The organism is Chryseobacterium shigense (assembly GCF_900156575.1).
Lineage (GTDB): Bacteria > Bacteroidota > Bacteroidia > Flavobacteriales > Weeksellaceae > Chryseobacterium > Chryseobacterium shigense.
In genome coordinates this window covers 257139-278649 of the sequence record NZ_FTNY01000001.1, presented here as the reverse complement: position 1 = coordinate 278649, position 21511 = coordinate 257139, and the positions used below count along the sequence as shown (strand labels likewise).

17 protein-coding genes are annotated in these 21511 nt (G+C 37.5%); 11 read left to right on the top strand and 6 right to left on the bottom strand.

What is annotated here, in order from left to right; translation table 11 throughout:
* Positions 1 to 77 precede the first annotated feature (77 nt).
* From BW964_RS01325 to BW964_RS01290, 8 genes are all read left to right on the top strand, one after another.
* Entirely contained in the window at positions 78 to 3563 is a 3486-nt protein-coding gene (locus BW964_RS01325; protein WP_076504093.1) for a glycosyltransferase family 117 protein, read from the top strand.
* A gap of 92 nt (positions 3564 to 3655) precedes the next feature.
* Entirely contained in the window at positions 3656 to 5143 is a 1488-nt protein-coding gene (locus tag BW964_RS01320) for a hypothetical protein (RefSeq protein ID WP_076504091.1), read from the top strand.
* A gap of 98 nt (positions 5144 to 5241) precedes the next feature.
* Positions 5242 to 5775 (top strand): DUF1697 domain-containing protein, encoded by a 534-nt coding sequence (locus BW964_RS01315; RefSeq protein ID WP_076504090.1) that lies wholly within the window; start codon positions 5242 to 5244, stop codon positions 5773 to 5775.
* A 359-nt stretch (positions 5776 to 6134) separates the two neighbouring features.
* Complete coding sequence (gene kdsA / locus BW964_RS01310; protein WP_073334491.1) at positions 6135 to 6944, top strand: 3-deoxy-8-phosphooctulonate synthase; 810 nt, start codon at positions 6135 to 6137, stop codon at positions 6942 to 6944.
* Positions 6945 to 6988: 44 nt separating this feature from the next.
* Positions 6989 to 9193: a TonB-dependent receptor plug domain-containing protein gene (locus BW964_RS01305; protein ID WP_076504088.1), complete on the top strand. Its 2205-nt coding sequence runs from the start codon at positions 6989 to 6991 to the stop codon at positions 9191 to 9193.
* 201 nt (positions 9194 to 9394) lie between these two features.
* On the top strand, positions 9395 to 9775 hold the full coding sequence (locus BW964_RS01300; protein WP_449384814.1) for an HYC_CC_PP family protein: 381 nt from the start codon (positions 9395 to 9397) through the stop codon (positions 9773 to 9775).
* Positions 9776 to 9887: 112 nt separating this feature from the next.
* Positions 9888 to 10361 carry a DUF3347 domain-containing protein gene (locus tag BW964_RS01295; protein ID WP_076504086.1) on the top strand — a complete coding sequence of 158 codons (474 nt, stop codon included), beginning with the start codon at positions 9888 to 9890 and terminating at the stop codon, positions 10359 to 10361.
* A gap of 88 nt (positions 10362 to 10449) precedes the next feature.
* Positions 10450 to 13227, top strand: a complete 2778-nt coding sequence (locus BW964_RS01290) for a multicopper oxidase domain-containing protein (RefSeq protein ID WP_228432072.1) — start codon at positions 10450 to 10452, stop codon at positions 13225 to 13227.
* A gap of 79 nt (positions 13228 to 13306) precedes the next feature.
* On the opposite strand, the gene BW964_RS01285 is transcribed toward BW964_RS01290, so the two are convergent.
* The 6 genes from BW964_RS01285 to BW964_RS01260 all read right to left on the bottom strand — a co-directional run bounded on the left by BW964_RS01285 (position 13307) and on the right by BW964_RS01260 (position 18028).
* A complete protein-coding gene (locus BW964_RS01285) occupies positions 13307 to 14425 on the bottom strand; it encodes an FAD-dependent monooxygenase (RefSeq protein WP_076504085.1) in 1119 nt (372 codons plus the stop codon).
* 19 nt (positions 14426 to 14444) lie between these two features.
* Positions 14445 to 14942: a GNAT family N-acetyltransferase gene (locus BW964_RS01280; RefSeq protein WP_076504083.1), complete on the bottom strand. Its 498-nt coding sequence runs from the start codon at positions 14940 to 14942 to the stop codon at positions 14445 to 14447.
* Between the two features lie 4 nt (positions 14943 to 14946).
* A complete protein-coding gene (locus tag BW964_RS01275) occupies positions 14947 to 15540 on the bottom strand; it encodes a hypothetical protein (protein WP_076505375.1) in 594 nt (197 codons plus the stop codon).
* A 50-nt stretch (positions 15541 to 15590) separates the two neighbouring features.
* The gene (locus BW964_RS01270; protein WP_123911982.1) at positions 15591 to 16031 is read right to left on the bottom strand and encodes a hypothetical protein; all 441 of its coding nucleotides are present in this window, start codon (positions 16029 to 16031) and stop codon (positions 15591 to 15593) included.
* A 65-nt stretch (positions 16032 to 16096) separates the two neighbouring features.
* A complete protein-coding gene (locus tag BW964_RS01265; RefSeq protein ID WP_055859010.1) occupies positions 16097 to 16963 on the bottom strand; it encodes a sigma-70 family RNA polymerase sigma factor in 867 nt (288 codons plus the stop codon).
* 273 nt (positions 16964 to 17236) lie between these two features.
* Positions 17237 to 18028 carry a S1/P1 nuclease gene (locus tag BW964_RS01260; protein WP_076504080.1) on the bottom strand — a complete coding sequence of 264 codons (792 nt, stop codon included), beginning with the start codon at positions 18026 to 18028 and terminating at the stop codon, positions 17237 to 17239.
* Between the two features lie 400 nt (positions 18029 to 18428).
* Here BW964_RS01260 and BW964_RS01255 point away from each other — a divergent pair, with 400 nt between their 5' ends.
* The 3 genes from BW964_RS01255 to BW964_RS01245 are packed head-to-tail and all read left to right on the top strand — an operon-like array spanning position 18429 to position 21469.
* Positions 18429 to 19346 (top strand): type VI secretion system baseplate subunit TssG, encoded by a 918-nt coding sequence (locus tag BW964_RS01255; RefSeq protein ID WP_228432070.1) that lies wholly within the window; start codon positions 18429 to 18431, stop codon positions 19344 to 19346.
* A gap of 54 nt (positions 19347 to 19400) precedes the next feature.
* Positions 19401 to 20303, top strand: a complete 903-nt coding sequence (locus BW964_RS01250; protein WP_076504077.1) for a TssN family type VI secretion system protein — start codon at positions 19401 to 19403, stop codon at positions 20301 to 20303.
* Positions 20304 to 20329: 26 nt separating this feature from the next.
* Entirely contained in the window at positions 20330 to 21469 is a 1140-nt protein-coding gene (locus BW964_RS01245) for a hypothetical protein (RefSeq protein ID WP_073334501.1), read from the top strand.
* Positions 21470 to 21511 lie beyond the last annotated feature (42 nt).

Sequence of the window (21511 nt, the reverse complement as noted above, 5' to 3'; positions counted from 1 at the left end):
GCCAAAATTTTTAAATTTTGTTAAAAACACTAGAGAATGCTATAAAAGCCTTATTTTCGCGTAATTGATTTAATACTATGAAAAATTGGACTTTTAAGCAATGGAACACCGTTTTAGGATGGGTGATTTTTGTCATTGCATTTTTCACGTACTTGTCGACCATAGAACCCAATTTCAGTTTCTGGGACTGCGGTGAGTACATTTCCTCAGCTGTAAAACTTGAAGTAACGCACGCTCCCGGAGCGGCTTTGTTTCAGATCATAGGTGCCGTGGCAGCTATTTTTGCTTTAGGAAAAGGAGAAAACTATTCTATCGTCATTAATGCGATGTCTGCCTTGTTCAGCGCGCTTACGATTTTATTTTTATTCTGGACGATTACGCATTTTGTAAGAAGACTTTTAAACAAGGATTTTGATGAAGTAACGAAGCACCAGGAAATCTCTATTCTTTTTGCAGGAGCAGTAGGAGCATTATGTTTCACTTTCTCGGATACCTTTTGGTTCTCTGCGGTAGAAGGAGAAGTGTATTCTATGGCTTCCATGTTTATCGCACTGCTGGTGTGGCTGATCACGAAATGGGAAAACGAATACCTGGCGAAAGACAGCGAAAGATGGATCATCCTTATTTTCTTTGTATTAGGACTTTCTGTAGGAGTACACATGATGGGGATGTTGGCGGTTCCAGCCGTTTGTCTGGTCTATTACGCCAGAAATTACAAATTTACCTGGAAAAATTTTATCTGGGCAAACGCGATCACGCTGGGAATTTTGATCATCGTATTCAAAATTATATTCCCACTGATCATGACGATGTTCGGAAGACTGGAAATATTCTTTGTGAACGGACTTGGACTTCCTTTCCACTCCGGAACGATTGTCGCATTTATTTTAATGACTGCAGCATGTTTCTTTATTATTAAATATGCGAGAAGAGCAAAGAAAAATATATATCAGACGGCTGCGCTATCCATCGTTTTTATGATCATTGGTTTCTCATGTTGGATGGTGATTCCTATCAGAGCGAATGCGAATCCTCCTATGAACCTTAATGATCCTGATACCGCGATTGGTATGCTGGATTACTACAACAGAGAGCAGTACGGAGACTGGCCTACCATTTACGGTCAAAACTACACCGCTTTCCTTGATGCAAATGGAATTGAGAAAAATGAAGACGGAAGTTTCAAGACTAAAAAAACGGGTGAAATCTACGAAAAAGATGAAAAAACCGGAACGTACAGAAAAACAGGAGACCGGTTTAATTATACATTCAGCAAGTCTCAGGTGAGTTTGATGCCTAGAATGTTTAATGAAGATAAAGACGTCATGGCGAACTACATTTCCATGTACGGAGCTCCGGATTTCACTTTCAACTATGCAAATGAAGATGTAGCTGATAATCCTCAGGCCAAACAGATCTTTGATGAGTTGAGAGGAAAATATGAAGATAAATCGATCACTGCAGCCGATTATCTGAAAGTGAAGCCATATAACCTGATCAATGTTCAGAAGCCTTCACTGGCGCAGAATATGGATTATTTCATTACCTTTCAAAACGGATATTATTTTGTAAGATATCTGATGTGGAACTTCGTAGGAAGACAGAACGACCTTGAAGGAAACATGGAAAATACAAAAGGAAACTGGATCTCCGGAATTTCTTTTATTGACAATGCTTTACTTGGAAATCAGGATAAAATGCCTGCTAAATTCCAGAATGAAAGTACCGTGAAGTTCTTCTTTTTACCTTTAATTTTAGGATTGATTGGTTTCTTCTTCCAGTTAAACAGAGACTTCGGAAGATTCTACGCATTACTTTCATTATTTGTTTTAACAAGTGTCGGAATCATCTTTTACACAGGAGTGAAACCTTTTGAACCGAGAGAAAGAGATTATGCAATGGTCGGATCCTTCTATGCATTTGCCATCTGGATCGGTATGGGAGCTGGGGCTATCTTATGGTTTGTTCAGTCTAAAGTAAAGTCTAATGGAGCGAATATCGCTTTAGGCGTAGTTTTATTAGGTGTACCATTTATGATGGGCTTCCAGAATTACAATGTTCACGATAGAAGCAATAGATATACAGCCTATGATTACGCATATTCAGTTTTAAAATCATTGCCGAAGAACGATATTTTATTCGTTTACGGAGATAATGATACGTATCCTGTATGGGCTATTCAGGAAACTGAAAGGTTCAGAGATGATGTAAAAGTGGTTAATTTCACACTGGCTTCTACACCATGGAACTTAGACCAAATCAAGAGAAAGACTTATAATGCAGCAGGAATTCCCAGCGAATTGACGCATGAAGATTACAGAGATGGTGTAAATGACCAGATCTATATGATGAAGAAGGAAGACTGGGAAGGCGTTTTTTCTATGTTAAAAGAGCAGGGCGTTCCTGATACCCAATTCGGAGCTTTCAGAAAATACCTTACCCAGGATTCACTGACGTTGAAAGAGGCTGTTAACTTTATTAAGTTTAAATCTCCTGAAAAAGACGAACTTCTTAAAATGTACTTCGGAGAAGAAAAATTTGAGAAGTACAACATCCTTCCGGTAAACAAATTCATTCTTCCGGTAAATAAAGAAAATGCTTTAAAAGCAGGAATCATCAACCAGGCAGATCTTCCTAATGTTGTTAACCAGATTATGATTACTTATAAAGGAAATACGCTTTATAAAAACAACCTGATCATGCTTGATATGCTGGCCAATTTCGACTGGAAGCGTCCGATTAACTTCTCATCAGGAGGAATCTACGACAGTGAAAACATCTTCTACCTGAACGAATATCTTCAGTTTGACGGATTCAGCTACAGACTGGTTCCTATCCATACTCCTCCAAACGCAGACGGAGATATGGGAAGAGTAGACACCAATTCTTTATATAATGTCGTGAAAAACTTCAGATGGGGTAATTTCAAAAACTTAAATACTCACTTTGACGAAACGGCTACTTCCAATATCATGAGCTACAGAATGTCGGCGAGCAGAGCAGCTTCTGCATTGGCATTAAGCGGACAGAAAGCTAAAGCAGTGGAATTATTAGATCTTGCTTCAAAAGAAATTCCTGCTGAGAAGTTTAATGATCCACGTTCATTAAGTGCGATGGTAACAGGATATATTATTGCAGGACAGGAGAAAAAAGGACTTCAGCTGGCAGAAATCCTTAAAAAAGGAATCTTTGAAGAGTACGATTATTATCTGAGTCTTGCTCCGGCAGATCAGAATTTTGCAAGAAGACAGATGAGAACAAAACCGATGGAGTATTCTCTTGTGGTTTCTGCAGTTACGGATGCTTATAAGAAACTGGGGCAGGATGATAAAGCATATGAATATCTGGTGAAATCTTTGGAGCCGATTGACAAGAAGTTCAATACTTTCATCAAAGAGCTTCAGCTGATGGGTAAAGAGAAAGCGATGAAGGAATCTGAGAATGTACAGAAAATCACTCCTTTCTACCAATACTTATTTGATGTGATGGAACCGTTTGATTCTACTTATTCAAAAGAAAAAGAAGAACAGATCACCACAGCCATTATCAAAGTAACACAATAAACTCACTCAAAAAAACGGAACTTCGGTTCCGTTTTTTTTTGTATTGGGATTCATGAATTTTAAGATTATATTTGTGATATTAAAAATACATAATGACTGAAACTAAAAATAACAGACTCCCGATCTACGCTGTAATTTTTACGGTAGTTTTTAAACTTCTCTTTTTATTGACCCATTATATTCAGGAAGATGCATTCATTACCTGGAGAGTAGCTCAGAATTTGCTGGATTACGGCGTGATAGGCTTCAACGGGGAAACCAAAATTTCTGCTTCTACAACCCATCTTTACGTCTTCGTATCCTATCTGTTCAATCTGATCTTTGGCAAAGAATATTTTATTGAACCATTATTGATTTTCAACTCGATTCTTTTTACCATTGGAACATTATTTTTAGCAAATCTGATGCTTAAAAATCCATGGCATAAAGCTATTTTTATCTTTCTGATAGGAATTCTGCCCCCAGCAGTGAAGATCTCTATTTTAGGAATGGAGTACGGGATCCTTTTCTTCCTGGAAATGGCACTTTTGTACTATGGCTTTAGCAAAGGCAAAAAATGGGCACTCATTTTCCTGCCGGTTCTGATCATGTTCACAAGAATTGACACTGTCATTTTTCTGGGAATTGTATTTTTGGTTGATGTATTCTGGAACAAAAAGATCAGATGGAAATACGTTTTCGGAGGAATGCTGGGTATGATATCTGTTCTGTCTTTCAACTGGCTGTACTTTGGAGAGCTTGTGAATAATACCATTGTTGCCAAGAAACTTCTGTACGAGCACAACTTTACTTTTGAGCAGAATCTCAACTATTTTCTGGTAAGCTTCGGTAATTTCTGGGGAATGCTGAAAATTCCCGGAAACTTTAATCCGGCAACAATTATGATACTTATCTTCGAGTTGCTGTGTTTTATTTATCTGGTGAGACAGAGAGAAAGAAGGAATTACTTTCTATGGATGATCTTTCTTTTCGGCTGGGTAAAGCAGATTATTTTTCTCTCTCAAAAAAGCTTATTCGACTGGTATTACTGGGTTCCGCAGCTTCTGCTTTTCGTTCCTGTTCTTATTTTTGTACTGGAGCAAAAAGAGAGGAGAAATCTATGGCTGTCCTTGTTAGTTGTATTTTATATCGTTCCAATGCTGGCTTTCCAAACGGTACATGCCATTGCAACAGGACATGGAGAATGGAACTACCGCAGAAAAATCGGATTGTTTTTAAATAATTACGAAAAAGATAAAAATCAATGGATTTTGCTGGAACCTGCAGGTTATGTCCCTTACTTTTCGAGGTTAAAAACAATCGATGAAGTTGGGCTGGTAGATAAACAGATACAGAATGAAGTAAAGAAAGATAAAACTCATTATTGGATTAATACCGTAAAAAACAGACAACCTAAATACCTCCTTTCGTACAAAAATCTGTTTGAAGGAAACGATGCCTCCTATTACCAAACGCATTACAAGCTTCTGAAAGAATTCAGAGTAAAAGATAATCTCAGCAGTGACAACCGCATTCTGGAAAAAATTTATCATCTTAAGCCATCAGGAACAGATTACAATTTGTATGTGAAGATTGATTGAAAGATTGAATAATTTAAAAAATTAAAAATCGGAAGAAGTACACGCTCTTATACCCTAATCCTGCAAACTAATTCCTCTCAACTAATCCCTTAAAAAAAATGAAATACTGTGCTTTTCTCCGCGGCGTCAATGTCAAGGGAACCAATATGAAAATGGTTGATGTGTGCCAGGTCTTTAAAGAGGCCGGAATGAATGACGTTGGTTCTGTGCTTGCTTCAGGAAATATTGTGTTTTCGTCCGATAAAAATGCTGAAGATTTAAAGGTAACTTTAGAAAAAGCGATGTCTGACCATTTTTCCTACGAAGCATTTTTATTCATTAGATCTCAGGAGGAGACGGAGATGTTCTGGAACAGTATTCCTTTTGAAAAAAGTGATGATCTGCATATGTATGCTTTTGTAGGGAATTCCGGAGTGGAAAATATCTTGATGGAAGAGTTCCGGAAAGCTTCTAAAACGGAAAATGAAAAAGCTGAGATCATCAATGGTTTATTTTACTGGCAGGTTCCAAAAGGCAATACTTTGGATTCTTCATTTGGGAAGGTTCTGGGAAAGAAAAGCCTTAAAGATCAGTTCACCAGTAGGAATATCAATACTTTTGAAAAGGTTTTGAAGAAGATGACTGATGGATAGATAGATAGATAGATAGATAGATAGATAGATAGATAGATAGATAGATAGATAGATAGGATTTTTAATAATAGTAAAAGATAAAATCTGTCTCATCTGTTAAATCTTTGGGATAAGAAACTTATTAGGCATACATACACGAATTTAGGAGAAGCTCGTATGCTCTTTTTTAAAAATAATTTTAAAAAGGTTTGAGCTTAAATGGTATTCTCATTATTTTTCTCTAAAACTCTAAAACTCTAAAACTCTAAAACTCTAAAACTCTAAAACTCTAAAACCCGAATCCCAATCAAACCCCTCAAATAATTTCCGATTCTGAAACTTTATAAGTATTTTTACTGAACTTTTTAATTCAAATAAAAATGATCCAGTATTTAGATAATATTCATCACAAAGATTCAAAAAACTTTTTCCTTATTGCCGGTCCATGCATCATTGAAGGTGAAGACATGGCTTTGAGAATCGCAGAAAAAGTGATCCAGATAACCGATAAATATAATATTCCTTATATTTTCAAGGGAAGCTTTAAAAAAGCTAACAGAAGCCGTGTAGATTCTTTTACAACGATCGGTGAAGAAAAATCCTTAGAAATTCTTAGAAAAGTAGGGGAAACCTTTAATATTCCTACCACCACAGATATTCACGAAAACGGTCATGCGGCATTGGCAGCACAATACGTTGACGTGTTACAGATTCCTGCATTTTTGGTGCGTCAGACCGATCTTTTGATTGCAGCGGCAGAAACAGGGAAATGTGTTACGTTGAAAAAAGGACAATTCCTTTCTCCTGAATCCATGAAATTTGCCGTTCAGAAGGTAACAGATTCCCATAATCAGAAAGTAGCCATCATCGAAAGAGGAAATTCTTTCGGGTATACAGACCTGGTTGTAGATTACAGAGGTATTCCAACCATGAGAGAATATGCGCCGGTTATTCTGGATGTCACTCATTCGTTACAGCAGCCTAACCAAAGCTCCGGAGTGACCGGTGGAAGACCTGATCTTATAGAAACGGTGGCTAAAGCCGGAATTGCAGTGGGAGCAGACGGAATATTTATTGAAACACATCCTACCCCGGAAACCGCTTTATCAGACGGAGCCAACATGTTAAGATTAGATTTATTGGAAGATTTGTTACAAAAATTAACAAGAATCAGAGAATCAATTTTGTAATTGTTAAAAAATCCCTATTTTTAGAAATTCTTAAAACATTTCTTTTGAAAAAACTAGTTTTACCGTTGAGCCTTGTGGTTCCTATGCTTATTTTCTCTCAAAACAGAAAAAGAGATACAGCAGAAAAAGTAACCGATATTGAGGCGGTCGTTTTCCAGAAAAAAGTAATCGGAAGAACAAACGACATCACCAATGTCAAAATTTCAGCAAAAGATGCACAAAGCGTTGCCTCTATAAGTGGTGGAATTGAAGGACTTCTTAAAACACTTCCTTCCGTTAACTCCAACACCGAGCTGTCTTCCCAATACATGGTACGTGGTGGAAACTATGACGAAAACCTTATCTATATCAATGATATTGAGATTTACAGACCCTTTCTGATCAGAAATTCACAACAGGAAGGAATGAGTATCATCAATCCTGATATGGTTTCTGCAGTCAATTTCTCAGCAGGAGGATTTGAACCTAAATATGGAGATAAAATGTCTTCAGCACTGAATATTTACTACCGTGAACCTGAAAAATTTGAACTTTCAGGAGAGGCAAGTTTAATAGGCGGAAGATTGACAGCAGGACTGGCTTCAAAAAATAAAAAACTGACGGCCTTATTTTCAGGAAGATACAGGAATACCAATCTGGTCCTGAATACATTGAACGAGGATACGGATTTTAATCCTACCTATTGGGACTTCCAATCTTATATTAATTATCATTTCAACGATAAATTCTCCATGTCATTCATCGGGTATTATTCCAAGAATGATTATGAAATGGTCCCTAAAGCGAAAAGTGTCACTTTCGGAAGCCTTAATCAGCCTATTACAGTCAATATAGGCTATGGTGGACAGGAACAGGATATGTACAAAAATATGATGGGAACTTTCTCCATGAACTATAAACCGTCTGATAAGTGGAAGTTTACCCTGGACAGTTTTGCGTATCAGAACAGAGAAAAGGAATATTATTCTATCGCTTCAGGATATGAGATCCAGACTTTTGATCCTGTAACAATGAATCCCAATGCTTCTTTTGATGGAGGAGGACAGATTGAGCATGCGAGAAATGATCTGTTCGTGAGAACGTACGGAACCCAGCTCAGAGCGAAGTTTTCTCCCAATATCAATACCGACATCGAGGTAGGTTTTAAATATGAAAAAGAAAACCTTGATGATAATACCAATGAATGGAAACTGGTAGATAATAAAGGCTATAGCATCCCACGTCCGATAGATGATCCAAGAACCGGAGGAACAGGAGATCTTAATCTTTTTTACCATATTGCCGGGAAAAATACAATAGAACCTTCGAGACTTTCTGCCTATGCGCAATATTCACAGAAATTTTACTGGGGAGCCAGCAAAGTATTTGTCAATGCAGGAGCCAGAGTGTCCAACTGGAGCTTCAACAAAGAAACCATCTTCTCGCCAAGATTCCAGTTTGCAATAAAACCTGACTGGGATACCGATATGCTCTTCAAACTTTCAGGGGGAGTTTATTATCAGGCGCCTTTCTATAAAGAAATCAAGGATCTTGACGGAAACTTCAACTCCAATATAAAATCTCAGCGTTCTATGCAGTTAATTCTGGCCAACGACTACGAGTTTTATATGTACGACCGACCATTTAAGCTGACTACAGAAGCGTATTATAAGAAAATGGATGATCTGATTCCTTATTATATGGATAATGTGAGAATCCGTTATTCCGGTAAAAATAATGCTTCAGGGTATGCTTATGGAATTGACACCAGACTATTCGGAGAATTCGTTCCCGGAGTCGATTCCTGGTTGTCTGCAAGTTATGCCAGAGTATATGAAAATATAGATGGAAGAGGCAATATTCCAAGACCTACAGATCAGAGATTCAGATTTGCCATGTTCTATCAGGATTATATGCCGAAATTCCCGTCTATGCGTGTGAACCTTACTTTGGTATACGCGATGGGACTTCCGAACGGAGCACCTGTTTTTACAGATCCTTATCAGTACCAGAGAACGCTTCCTTCTTATAAAAGGGTCGATCTGGGACTTTCAAAAGTATTCATTGATTCCAAAGACAAGAAAAATCGTTCCGGTTTCTGGGGTAATTTCGATGAGCTGACTTTAGGCGTTCAGGTTTTCAACGCATTTAACATTAATAATACCGTGGCCAACCAGTGGATCACAGATTATAATTCAAGTGTAATGTATCCGGTTCCGGTACGTCTTACAGGCCGTTTCTTCAATGTGAAACTTGAGTTTAAATTGTAAGATAGGGGTTAGAAGTAAGATTGTAGAAATTAGAATTTCGCCAATCCATGAAATCTGCTCAATCAGCAAAATCAGCGAGAGTACAAAATAAAGAAAGCTTCTGAATAGTTCAGAAGCTTTTTTATGATGACTGAATTTTATAACAAGTATACAGAATTTTATAACAGTGGTTTCGGGGATATTTTTACCTTTGTCCTACCAATGAAAAAGATTCTCGCCATATTTTTCTCTGTTTTCTACTTTGGATTTTCTTCCGGAGCAGCTTTCAGTGTACATTTCTGTATGGAGGAATTGGTTTCCGTAAGTCAGAAAACCACCGATATCTGTGGCAAATGTGGCGTTAAAGAAAAAAAAGGATGTTGTAAAACTGAGGTTAAAGTGGTAAAAGTAGACGATTCTCAGAAATCCGATCTGCTGATGATTGATTTTTTAAGTCAGATCGCCCCGGCATTCACACAGCACCAGTATTTTTTGACAGATCAGTCTTTTTCAGCATCAAAATTTACCAGAATAAGAATCAACGGACCGCCAGAATACAGGCCGGTTCCCATCTATATCAATCATTGTCATTTTAGAATTTAAGATCCGTCTGTTGTCTGTAGTGTTCAGATGAGCATTCCTTCGTGGACAACACGGTTCAACGCATGATGCGTTCCATTATTCTTTATTAAAATTAATTCTAAAATTTAAAACAATGAAAAAGTATATCATTACAGCAGCATTATGTCTATTCTCTATTATTTCACTTTCTGCTCAGTCTAAAAAAGACGCTCAGGTTTCCAAACTGTATCAGAACTATATTGCCATTAAAACAGCTTTAGCTTCAGATGACGCAGATAAAACCTCAAAAGCGGCCGCTGAATTCATCAAAACAGCTTCAACCGTTGACTATAAATTAGTTTCGGAAGGAAACCTTAACATTCTAAGAAAAGACGCTACAGTGATCTCTGATGCCCGAAATATTACAGCACAAAGAGAAACTTTTTCCAACCTTTCTGAAAATATGATCGCCTTGACAAAAGAGTTTAAACTTTCTGAAAAGCCGGTTTACCTTCAGTATTGTCCAATGGCTGATTCAAGCTGGTTAAGCGATGAAAAACAGATCGCGAATCCTTACTACGGAAAATCTATGCTTTCTTGCGGAAATGTAAAGTCAGAAATCAATTAATTATTGTATTTAATTTTAAAACAATAGCTTGCGTAGCTTAAATTACCATTGACTTTAAGCTATGCAGCTTTAAAAAGTTCGGAATATTATGAAAAAACTAATGATATTTCTGGTGCTTTTGTTCTCTGTTTTTACTTTCGCGCAAACAACGAAAACCTATTATACCTGTCCTATGCATTCTGAGGTAGTGTCTTCTAAACCCGGAGATTGTCCAAAATGCAAAATGACGCTGGTCAGGAAAACCGTTGCAGTACAACCTAAAGTTGTGGCAAAGCCAGAGCAGAAAACAATACAAAAGCCTGCAGAAATTAAAAATAATAAGGTTAAAGTGAAAACTGAGGTTAAGGCCAGGATGAAGGCAAAGCCAAAGGTGAAAGAGGCCGGAAGAAATAAGCCTTCACAACCTCTGCAGCAGTCTCAACTTAAGTCTTCTCAAGCTCAGACTAAAACAAAATCTCTTTACAGCTGTCCGATGCATCCTGAAGTTACTTCAGACAAACCCGGGAAATGCCCAAAATGCGGAATGGAACTGGTTGAAAAAGAGAATCACCAGCACATTGCAGCAGAAGCACACAAAGAAAGCCCATCAGTTTTCAAAAGAAATACTGAAAACGGAAGAGTGACTTTCGGTGGGAAAACTGTGAGATATGATCTCTATGTAAAAGATACGATCGTGAATTTTACAGGGAAAAACCGCCGGGCTATTGCCATCAATGGAAAACTGCAGGCTCCTACTTTATATTTTACAGAGGGAGATACCGCAGAAATTTACCTTCATAATATGCTGAAGGAAAATACCGGACTTCATTGGCATGGCGTGATTCTTCCCAATGAACAGGATGGTGTTCCATACCTTACTACAAAGCCTGTAACGCCTGGAGAAACCCATTTGTATAAGTTTAGAGTATCTCAAAACGGAACCTATTGGTACCATTCCCACGAAGCACTTCAGGAGCAGATTGGGATGAACGGGATTTTAGTGTTTAATAAAAGAGAAGGCGAGCCTAAACCTTCCTATACTAAAGAAATTCCGGTATTATTAGGAGACTGGAGTGATGAAGACCCGATGCAGATCGCGAGAAGACTTCATATGGCCAATACAGACTGGTACGCCATTAAAAAAAATGCAGTGCAGAGTTATTGGGAAGCTATTAAATCCGGAAATTTCGGAACAAAAGCATTAAATGAATGGAAAAGGATGGAAGCTATGGATGTAAGTGATGTCTATTACGATAAATTTCTCATCAACGGACTTACAAGCTCTGATTATTCAAATCTGAAAGCAGGAGATAAAGTAAGACTCAGAGTGGCCAATGGGGGCTCATCCACCTATTTCTGGCTGAATTACGGAGGCGGAAAAATAAAAGTAGTTGGAAATGATGGAAATGATGTGGTTCCGGTAGAAGTGGACCGCCTTATTGTAGGGGTTTCCGAAACGTATGATATTGAAGTCACGATCCCTGAAAATAAGAGTTTTGAATTTCGTTCAACGTCGGAAGACAGGGTAGGACATGCTTCATTATGGCTTGGTGCCGGAGAAAAGGTAGAGGCTCCCCATTTACCAAGACTGCTGTTGTTCGAAGGAATGAAAATGATGAATGGCATGATGGAAATGAGTGGAAATATGAAGCCTATGAATATGACGATGGGAAATCAGATGATGGACATGAATGAAGTGATGTATCCGGAACTTTCTGAAAGTCAGAGAAAAATGACGATGAAACACATGAACGAAATGATGGGCGTCAAAACCAAGGACTCTGAAGGAAAGCAGGAAGATCATTCCCAACATTCAAGGATGGATATGAAAGAAGAAAAACCGATTAAAAGGCTGTCCTATAACCTCCTGAAATCTCCTGAAAAAACGATGCTGCCTGATGATAATGTAAGAACGCTAAAGTTTACACTGGAAGGGAATATGAATCAATATCTCTGGACGCTTGATAATAAAACAGTTACAGAAACGGATAAAATTCTGGTAAAGAAAGGCGAAATCCTTAGAATTACGATGTATAACAACTCGATGATGCGCCACCCCATGCATCTTCACGGCCATGATTTCAGACTGATCAATTCAAAAGGAGAGTATTCCCCGCTGAAAAATGTAGTAGACATTATGCCTATGGAAACCAATACGATTGAGTTTGCAGCCAATCAGGATGGTGACTGGTTTTTCCACTGTCATATTTTATACCATATGATGGCCGGAATGGGAAGAATATTCAGCTATGAAAATTCAAAACCGAATCCACAGCTGCCGGACAGAAAACTGGCCTGGAAAAATTTCCTGAAGGACAATAAGATGATCAGCTCCATGGGAATGCTGGATATGGCAAGCAACAAAGTACACGCTGAAAGCATGACGATGTTCGGACCAAGATGGGCCAATCTGAATCAGTTTCACTCTAACTGGGATTTTGATCACTTTGAAGGCAATGTGAAAGTAGGAAGATTCCTTGGAAAATTCCAGTGGGCGCTTCCGTATGCTGGTTTCAGAATTCAGAAAAATCATGAGATCATGGAGAGACAGATGGCGGAAGATAGGGGAATGAAATTTCGTGGTAAAAAGACCTGGTTCGGACAGCAGAAAGCTTCAAAAGATCAGTATGCATTTATGGTCGGAGTACAATATATGTTACCGATGCTGGTGACGGCAGATGCCAGTGTGGATCAGAATGGAAAAGTATTGCTGGAATTAAGCAGGGAAGATATTCCCATTTCCAGAAGGATAAGAGGGAATTTCAGCCTCAATTCTGATGGGGAATTTTCAACAGGACTGAGATATATTCTACAGAAATGGGTGTCAGTTTCCGGAAATTATGATAATGAAATGGGCTGGGGAGCCGGACTTACTTTAACCTACTAAAAAGAGACTGCCGGATAAGGCAGTCTTTTTGTTTTAAAAGGATGAGGAGCTCTATTTATATACAATAGAACACAAGTTTTTACATCTCCAGCTTAATAATCTTTTCAGCAAGCTTTTGATTGGTACTTTCCGGGATTAAACGCATCAGAAAATTACGCAGGCTATTTCCCTTTTCCCATTGGGAAATTTTTCCTATTTTCCAGCTTGTACTGACGATATAATTTACTTTGTCCCTTCTTATTTTTTGAAATTTTTCAAAAATAACATTAAAATCCTGATGGGTTTCAAGCAATCGGCCAATGATGTAGGCGTCTTCAATAGCCTGGCAGGCACCTTGTCCCATATTGGGAGTCGTAGCATGGGCAGCATCCCCGATCAGGCATAGGTTTTCAGAATGCCAGAAAGGAATAGGAGACAGGTCAATAATATCATTGAGTATAATATTTTCTTCTAAAGTTGCCTCCAGAATACTCAAAACAAGAGGATGAAAATCTTCAAAATAATCAGAAATATTCAGAGTTGGTTTGTGCTTTTTTTCATTAACCAAAGCATACCAATACACCTTTTTATCTGAAATTTTCACAAAACCGAAACGCTTTCCTTTTCCCCATATTTCAAGGGCTTCCTGATTAAATTGTTCAGGTAAATCAAATGTTGCCAGTCCGCGCCAGCATTTCTGTCCTGCATTCCGGATCGTTCCCGTTGGTAGAATCTGATCTCTGATCTTAGATTTTATGCCATCTGCACCAAAAACTATTGTACTTTCTGCCTGGATTCCATTATCAAAATGTAAGAAGTAATTTTCTTTCTTTTCAATCTTGTTTAAAGAATGATTGAGCTGAATATTTTCATATCCGATGTTTTCTGCCAGAATTCTCTGCAGTTCAGCCCTGTGAATCGCAACATTACAGGAATTGTATTTTTTTTCAAGATCAGGAATACTGGTCTTGGTAATAGGTTTTAATGACTCATCGGTGATGGAAATTCCATGGATTTTATTTCCCGCATTTTCAATTTTTTCCTTTAGACCCAACCTGTCGAAAATCTGCATGGCATTCACAGCCATCATGATTCCGGCTCCAACAGGTTTGATTGCCGGTGCAGATTCATATACTTTAAAGTCAAGTTGATGCTGTTTCAGGATATTCCCCAGCGCCAGTCCGCCAATTCCGGCTCCTATAATTGAAATCGTATTCATCAGAATCGGTTTTGATCTCTTAAAGTGTTAAAATATAATTTTCAGATACTTTCTTAAATCCATACTTATTAAAGAAGTGATGAGCACCTGTATTATTGAGCCCACTTTCCAACATCATAAAACTGATATTCCAGTTTTTAGCCTCTTCCACAGCCTTCTCCAGCAAAGTACTTCCCAGTGATTGTCCTCTGAGAGAATGATCCAAAAGCATATCTTCCAATACCGCATAATTTTTGTATCCGGTAATAATATTGAAAACGAGCATTCCTATGATCTTTCCCTCTTCATTTTCAGCTATCAGAATATTTAATTTTGAATTCTGATCTACAGTAAATCCAGAGTGAAACTGAGCTGTTAATATGTCTTTTAAATCAGGATTCCAATGGTTTGCATCCAAAGCTCTTCCTGATATAATCTCGCCATGCGAAATATAGGAATCCGTTTTGTGGGTGATGAAAAAATCAACCAGTTCTTCAGTTCGGGCGGTATCGGAAAGCCATTGTGTGGTGTAATTCATTGTTTTATTTTAAATTTTTCAGTTCGTTCAGTAATTCATTTTGTTTTTTGATAAGACTTTCCAAACTATCAGTTTTCAGAGGATGGGCATTCTGGTATTTTCCGATCTCAGGAAGTGTTTTTCTGATTTTAAAAGCAGTGTATTGATTGTTGATATCATCAATGTTTTGATTTACTTTCGCCATCAGTTCTTTCACTTTGCTTATTGTAAGATCATATTGGTCAGAACTTATTGTAATTTCTTTTTCAACTTGTTGTTTTAGTAGAGAATCTTTGATCGTTCCGGCCAGACTTTTGGCATCAAGATAAAAAGATTCGGATTTATGAAGGATCTCTGCATAGAGCGCCAGAACCTTTCTGTTTTCCTCATAAAGTTGGACAAGTTTATCGTCCAAAAGCTTCAGGTTTTTATCATTTTTGATCAGTTCGGAATAAATTTTATCAATCATATTTTCATCACGATAGCTTTTTAAAGTACCGGAAACAGATGATTCTGCGTTATCAACTGCATTGTCTACAGCCGGAGTATTCTCAGGCTTATTTTCTGTACAGGAAAGTACTGATAAGATCAGTGCGGAAGCGAAAAGTATTTTTTTCATAATTTTTTTGATTGGGGTTTCCTTATTAGTTGAAGATAGTCTGAAAATTGTTACACCCATTGTACAACAGAATGCAAATCGAAATTTTTATTTTTAAAATTTAAAGAGATTTTAAAGCTTCCCAGACTTGTATCTCCTTTAATTTCCAGTGTATGATCATGTATCTTTTTACAAGAAGTTTTAAAGTTTAAGGAAACGTAAGGGTAAACTTCCGGGCTAGTACGCAGTTGTAAAATTGGTTTATTGAAAGGAATAATAAAAATATCCTGTTCTAAAAAAACAATATCCGCCTTACAATAAGTAAGTTTTGTACTTACTTTTGAATAGCTTTCAATATGGCTTTCAATATTTTTTATTACCGTATAATTTCTGTCTTTGATATACCTGAAAAAAAGGGTGCGTCTATTCTTATGATAAAAATAAAGCAAGAGATTAATCAAAATAAAAAATAGAATGATCCCTCCAATCAAAAAGTATACATCTGTATTCATAAATACAAAAATAAAAAAAACGGAGCCTGAAAACAGACTCCGCATACATTGTTTTGCGCTAAAATTTATTTACCTAAATAAGATTTCAAGATCTTACTTCTGGTATTGTGCTTTAATCTCTTGATCGCTTTTTCCTTGATCTGACGCACTCTTTCTCTCGTAAGATCGAAAGTTTCGCCAATTTCTTCTAAAGTCATAGGATGCTTGCCGTTCAATCCGAAGTACAATCTTACCAAATCAGCCTCTCTTGGAGTCAAAGTGTTTAATGCTCTTTCAATCTCAATCTGAAGAGATTCAAGCATCAAATCTTTATCCGGACTTGGAGATTCTCCTGAACGCAATACATCGTAAAGATTAGAATCTTCACCTTCTACCAAAGGTGCATCCATGGACAGGTGTCTTCCGGAGTTTTTCATAGATTCTTTAATATCTTCCTCGCTCATGTCAAGAACTTCAGCCAATTCTTCCGGAGAAGGTGGTCTTTCATTTTCCTGTTCAAGGTGAGCGTATGCCTTATTAATTTTGTTGATGGAGCCGATTTTATTCAACGGAAGCCTTACAATTCTTGACTGCTCAGCTAAAGCCTGTAAAATTGACTGACGAATCCACCAAACCGCATAAGAGATAAATTTGAAACCTCTAGTTTCATCGTACCTTTTTGCCGCTTTCATCAATCCTAAATTACCTTCATTAATCAAATCGGGTAAAGAAAGACCTTGATTTTGGTATTGCTTGGATACAGAAACCACGAAACGAAGGTTGGCCTTGATTAATTTCTCCAGTGCAGCTCTGTCGCCCGCACGTATTTTTTGTGCCAAATCTACTTCTTCGTCCGCAGTGATCAGTTCCACTTTACCAATTTCCTGCAAATACTTGTCTAATGAAGCAGTTTCCCTGTTGGTTACCTGCTTAGTGATTTTTAATTGTCTCATCTATTTTTATCCTCAAAAAGAGTTACTATATATTATACGTATGAAAGGGTAAAAAGGTTACACGTGTTTTAATTATTTTTTAAATTAAGGGTGGAAAAGAGTAAAGAGGCGAGATTAATAGATTTGAGATATCAGATAGACTATGAAGTTCGAATCTGAATTTTTAATTTTTATCTTAGCCTTCGATTCCAACAAAAAAAAGCGAAACCGAAGTTCCGCTTGTACAGTAAAGAATTAAAAATTCTTTTATGATTTACATGTTAACAATAATCATTAAAACAAATCGTTCAATAATTTTGCCAGTCTAAGACCTCCGTAAAGAAGCTGTCTTTCAAGAGTATCATTGAATTTGTACTGATAATCGTACGCTAATTTTGAATCGTTTGGAGTCTGTGCATAAATCTTGTTGGCGATTTTATGAGAATCATACAACCAGTCTTCTACCGTTCCGGTCTGAATCTGTGCCACTTCATCCTTTGATTTAATATCTAAAAGTTGCGCATATTCTGTGTAGCTGTATTTCTGGGAATCTACCAGTTTTCCGTCCCATACAGAGTGAAGATTGGTTTTTTCTCCGAAATAAGTAACATTGATTTTGTTTCCACCAAGATCTTCAGCTCTTCCTACGTGAAGAGGCTGCGCAAGGTCTCCCATAATATGAATCAGGAAGATCAAAGCAATTTTTCTGTCTTTTGCAGAGGTCTTTTCGTCTTTGATCTGGCTGGACAAAGTGTTTACCTGAGTGTAAAGACTTGGACCCGCCTGCATTTTCAGTTTTTGATCAAAATTTTTAAAATCTGTCTGTGGATCAATGTTGACGTAATGCCATGATGAAGCTTGTTTCCAGGCACCTGTGGTATCCGACTTGATAAAGTCCGGCCAGTTCGCCCAATACGCCAGACGTTCTTTCCCCATTATTTTCTTGATTTCTCTTCTTGCCTTCCCTGAAAGATGGTTTTCTGCGATCTCTGCGATCACCCGGTGTCCCGCTAATCCCCATGCATAAGAATAAAGTGAAGATGAAATGAATGCTAAAATCAGAATTTTAGAATAAATACTTTTCATTATAAATAACATTTTACAAGCGGCAAAGATACGGCCCGGTTTCCGAACCTCCATCAATTATGAGCAATTTCTTATCCTATGGATGTTAATAAAACTTAATCTAAATAAAGGGAATAGGGTATAAAATTATCTGAAATTCCAAAATGAAAGGGATTTTATATTGTAAACGACGGTGTATCAAGAAGAACCTGTTGATGTGCAAATTGGAGTCTTAAACTGGCAAAAACGCGGTATTACCGTATTTTCACGGAATTTGTCATATATTATTCCCATTAATGTTAATAAATTAGTACTTTTAAAATAAAATTGTTGGTAATTTATTTTTTCAAACTTATGAGATATATTATCTTTACAAGTCATAATCACAGGAAACACTATGTATGAGAATAATATTGTAGACATGTATTACAATAAACTGCAGACCGACTTCAAAGCTGAAGCCGTGGCGGTGAATCTTTTGAAATATCAGCGTGCGGTAAGCAATATATTTATAGAGCGGATCGGGATCAACGACCGTGCTTACCTGAAGGATATCAAAAGTATTTCCAGCAGTTATTTAGGATTTGATGAAGAAGTCTTCACAATAGAAACCTATAGAGAGGGAATTTATGACTATCTTCCTGAAGGGCTTTTTCATCCACCGTCTTTGGGAGCTTCCCGAAAGAATGTGGATACGGTAGTTCGTGAAATCCGGAAACAAAAGAAAATAGAAGAGGACGCCCGGAAATTTTTCCGTCCTTTTGAGCTTGAAGTTTTTTTTACAGAAATCAGTGCTCTGCTTAAAGAATCGGAGTTTGATATTTCAAGCAGTACAGATACGCTTTTGGAAACTGTGAGCGAGCTCTGGCCTCTTATCAAAATGCTTGACGAGCAGAATGCTTATATTTTCATCTACATTTTGCCCTTTTTTCATCAGATCAGAGGAGATAAGAAATGGTTTGAAAGATGCATGACCGCTTTTCTTCAGGTACCGGTGGAAGTTACTTTTACCCCCAATATTATAGATCGGATCGAAAGAAATGATGATTCTATGTTATTGGGCAATTCCAAATTGGGAGTGACTTATATTCCGAGCGGAAAGCATATGGACGGACAAAGAAACTGGGTGGTCAATATTGGGCCCATTCCTTATACGGAAATGAAAAAATATATTGCGGGAAATCCATTCAGAAATGTACTCCAGGCTTTATATGATTATTTTCTGCCCGTAACGGTAGACGTGGTGGAAAATTTCATTACAGAGAAAGAAGAATATTCGTTCAGTCTTGAAGATGACGAAAGAAATGCCAGCCGTCTTGGATACTCTACATTCCTCTAAAATAATTTATTATATTTACAACGACCAACCAAGTATAAATTTGAAAAGAAACTAATGGAAATTTCTTCAGTAAAAGGTATTTTTTTAAGGTATATTTTAATGCCTTTAATCGCAGTAATTATGATGTTTATTCTGGGGTTGCTCAGAAGAAATAAACCTGCGATCAAGATTAAAGTAATTATTATCTATGTTCTTCTTTGCAGTTTATGTCTGGCTCTGCCTGGAATTTTTGGGTTTGCCGGAAATCTTTTTAATCCGTACTGGTATCTTATAGCCCAGGTTTTCTATCTTATTTTTGGGATTATTCATGTCAATTTACTGCACCGGTATTTCAGAAAACATATTGATTCAGTTGGGATGAGTATTTTGTTTGAATCCCTGCTTTCATTGACCTGTATTGCTTTTGGAGGATTTTTATTTACTTTGATCTTTAACTGGATGAGCAAGGGAACGGGGTATGCTGTCATGGCGGCCACAAGTATGGTGATCTTCCTTGTTCCGATGGTATTTTATTATTGCTATGTTCAGTTCATCAGCATTCCTTTTGATATTTATAAAACCTGGAGGTATTCGCCGGATCAAAAACTTCCTGACTTCGATGGGGTGGATTTTGACAGGCTGATGGTATTGAATGTTGAGTTGAGTAAAAACCTGGAAGACACCAACAGATTTAGAATTAAAGCCAAAACGTTGCCTACGGGAGTAACCTTCGGAGACTGGTTTTATAGGGTAGTGGATGATTATAACCATAAAAATCCTAACTCAATCATTCACCTTTCAGATATAGAAAAAGAATCTTATTACTGGATTTTTTACACCAAAAAATCATTTTTCAGTTTTAGAAAATATATTGATTTCGACCAGGACATTTCTACCAACAGCATTTCCGAAAATGAGGTCGTGATTTGCAAGAGAGTGATCCAGCATGAGGAAGAAGGAGTATTGAAAAAATCATAATCACAGAAAATTTAAAAGTATTACATATGATACAGCCTATTAAACATTTTGCGATCAACTGGGTAGACGGGATGAAAGTTTCCCAGAGACACCTTAATGATCAGGATAATTTTTTAATTGACACGATCAGAGATTCCAGTTCGCTGGGTATCAACACATATAATTATGGTCTCCTGCCCATCTCCAATGAATTTACCGACAAAACAATTTTTGATGTCCATAATACCGCTACCAACGATGTTCAGCTAGTGATCAAAAGATGTAGCGCGATCACAATGGCGGGCTATCGTATTGATTTAACGGACAGAAGAGTCAGTGTCAAATCTCTGGCCAGATCGATGAACGAAGAACAGGCAGACGGAGATTATTATATTCTGATCTCGGTTAATCCTTTTGATAAAGTACCTTTCGGAGATATTGACCCGGAGGAAATTCCACCCCGTCATCCCAATGCACAGCCGAATCACCACATCGAATTGCTTCCTGTAACTTCGCTGAACAGCAGCTATTCAGGAGGGAATTATCTGATCATCGGAAAGGTAGATCTGAAAGCCAATATCGCTCAGGTAGATTCTAATTTTATTCCACCGTGTACGTCTATTCAGAGTCATCCTGTTTTACTTGATTATTATGGAAGCTATGCCAAGTCTATAGGGAATCTTCAGCAGTATGCCTTTAAGATTATTCAAAAGACCTCTCATAAGAATCAAAATACCGCACTGGCACAAAACGTTAAATATTTGTGTACAACAATGGTGAATACATTTGGAGATATGTATTTCCAATTTAGAAATATTATTCCATGGCAACCGCCTGTATTTTTGATTGAGGCATTCGCAAAACTGGCTCTTCATCTTTATAATTCTACACAGCTTCTGGTTCCTGCCGAACTGGAAGAAATGCTGAATTACAGTTTAGAATGGAGTGAGATTGCCCCCCATACTTTACTGAACCAGCTTTCTATTGTGGCAGAAACCAACTATGACCATCACAATTGCGGAGAGCCGTTGTTGTATATCCAGCAAATGCTTCGCAGCTTAGAAATCATTTTCTCTAAACTAAGCGAACTTGACTACATCGGTCAGAGAAAAGAAAATATCATTGTCAACGAACAGGAAGTTTCTTCCAATACCAATCCGAAGAGAGGTTGGAGCGTTTTAGACTAATGAAAATAAGCAACTATATCAATCCCGGACTTCAACTTTCGG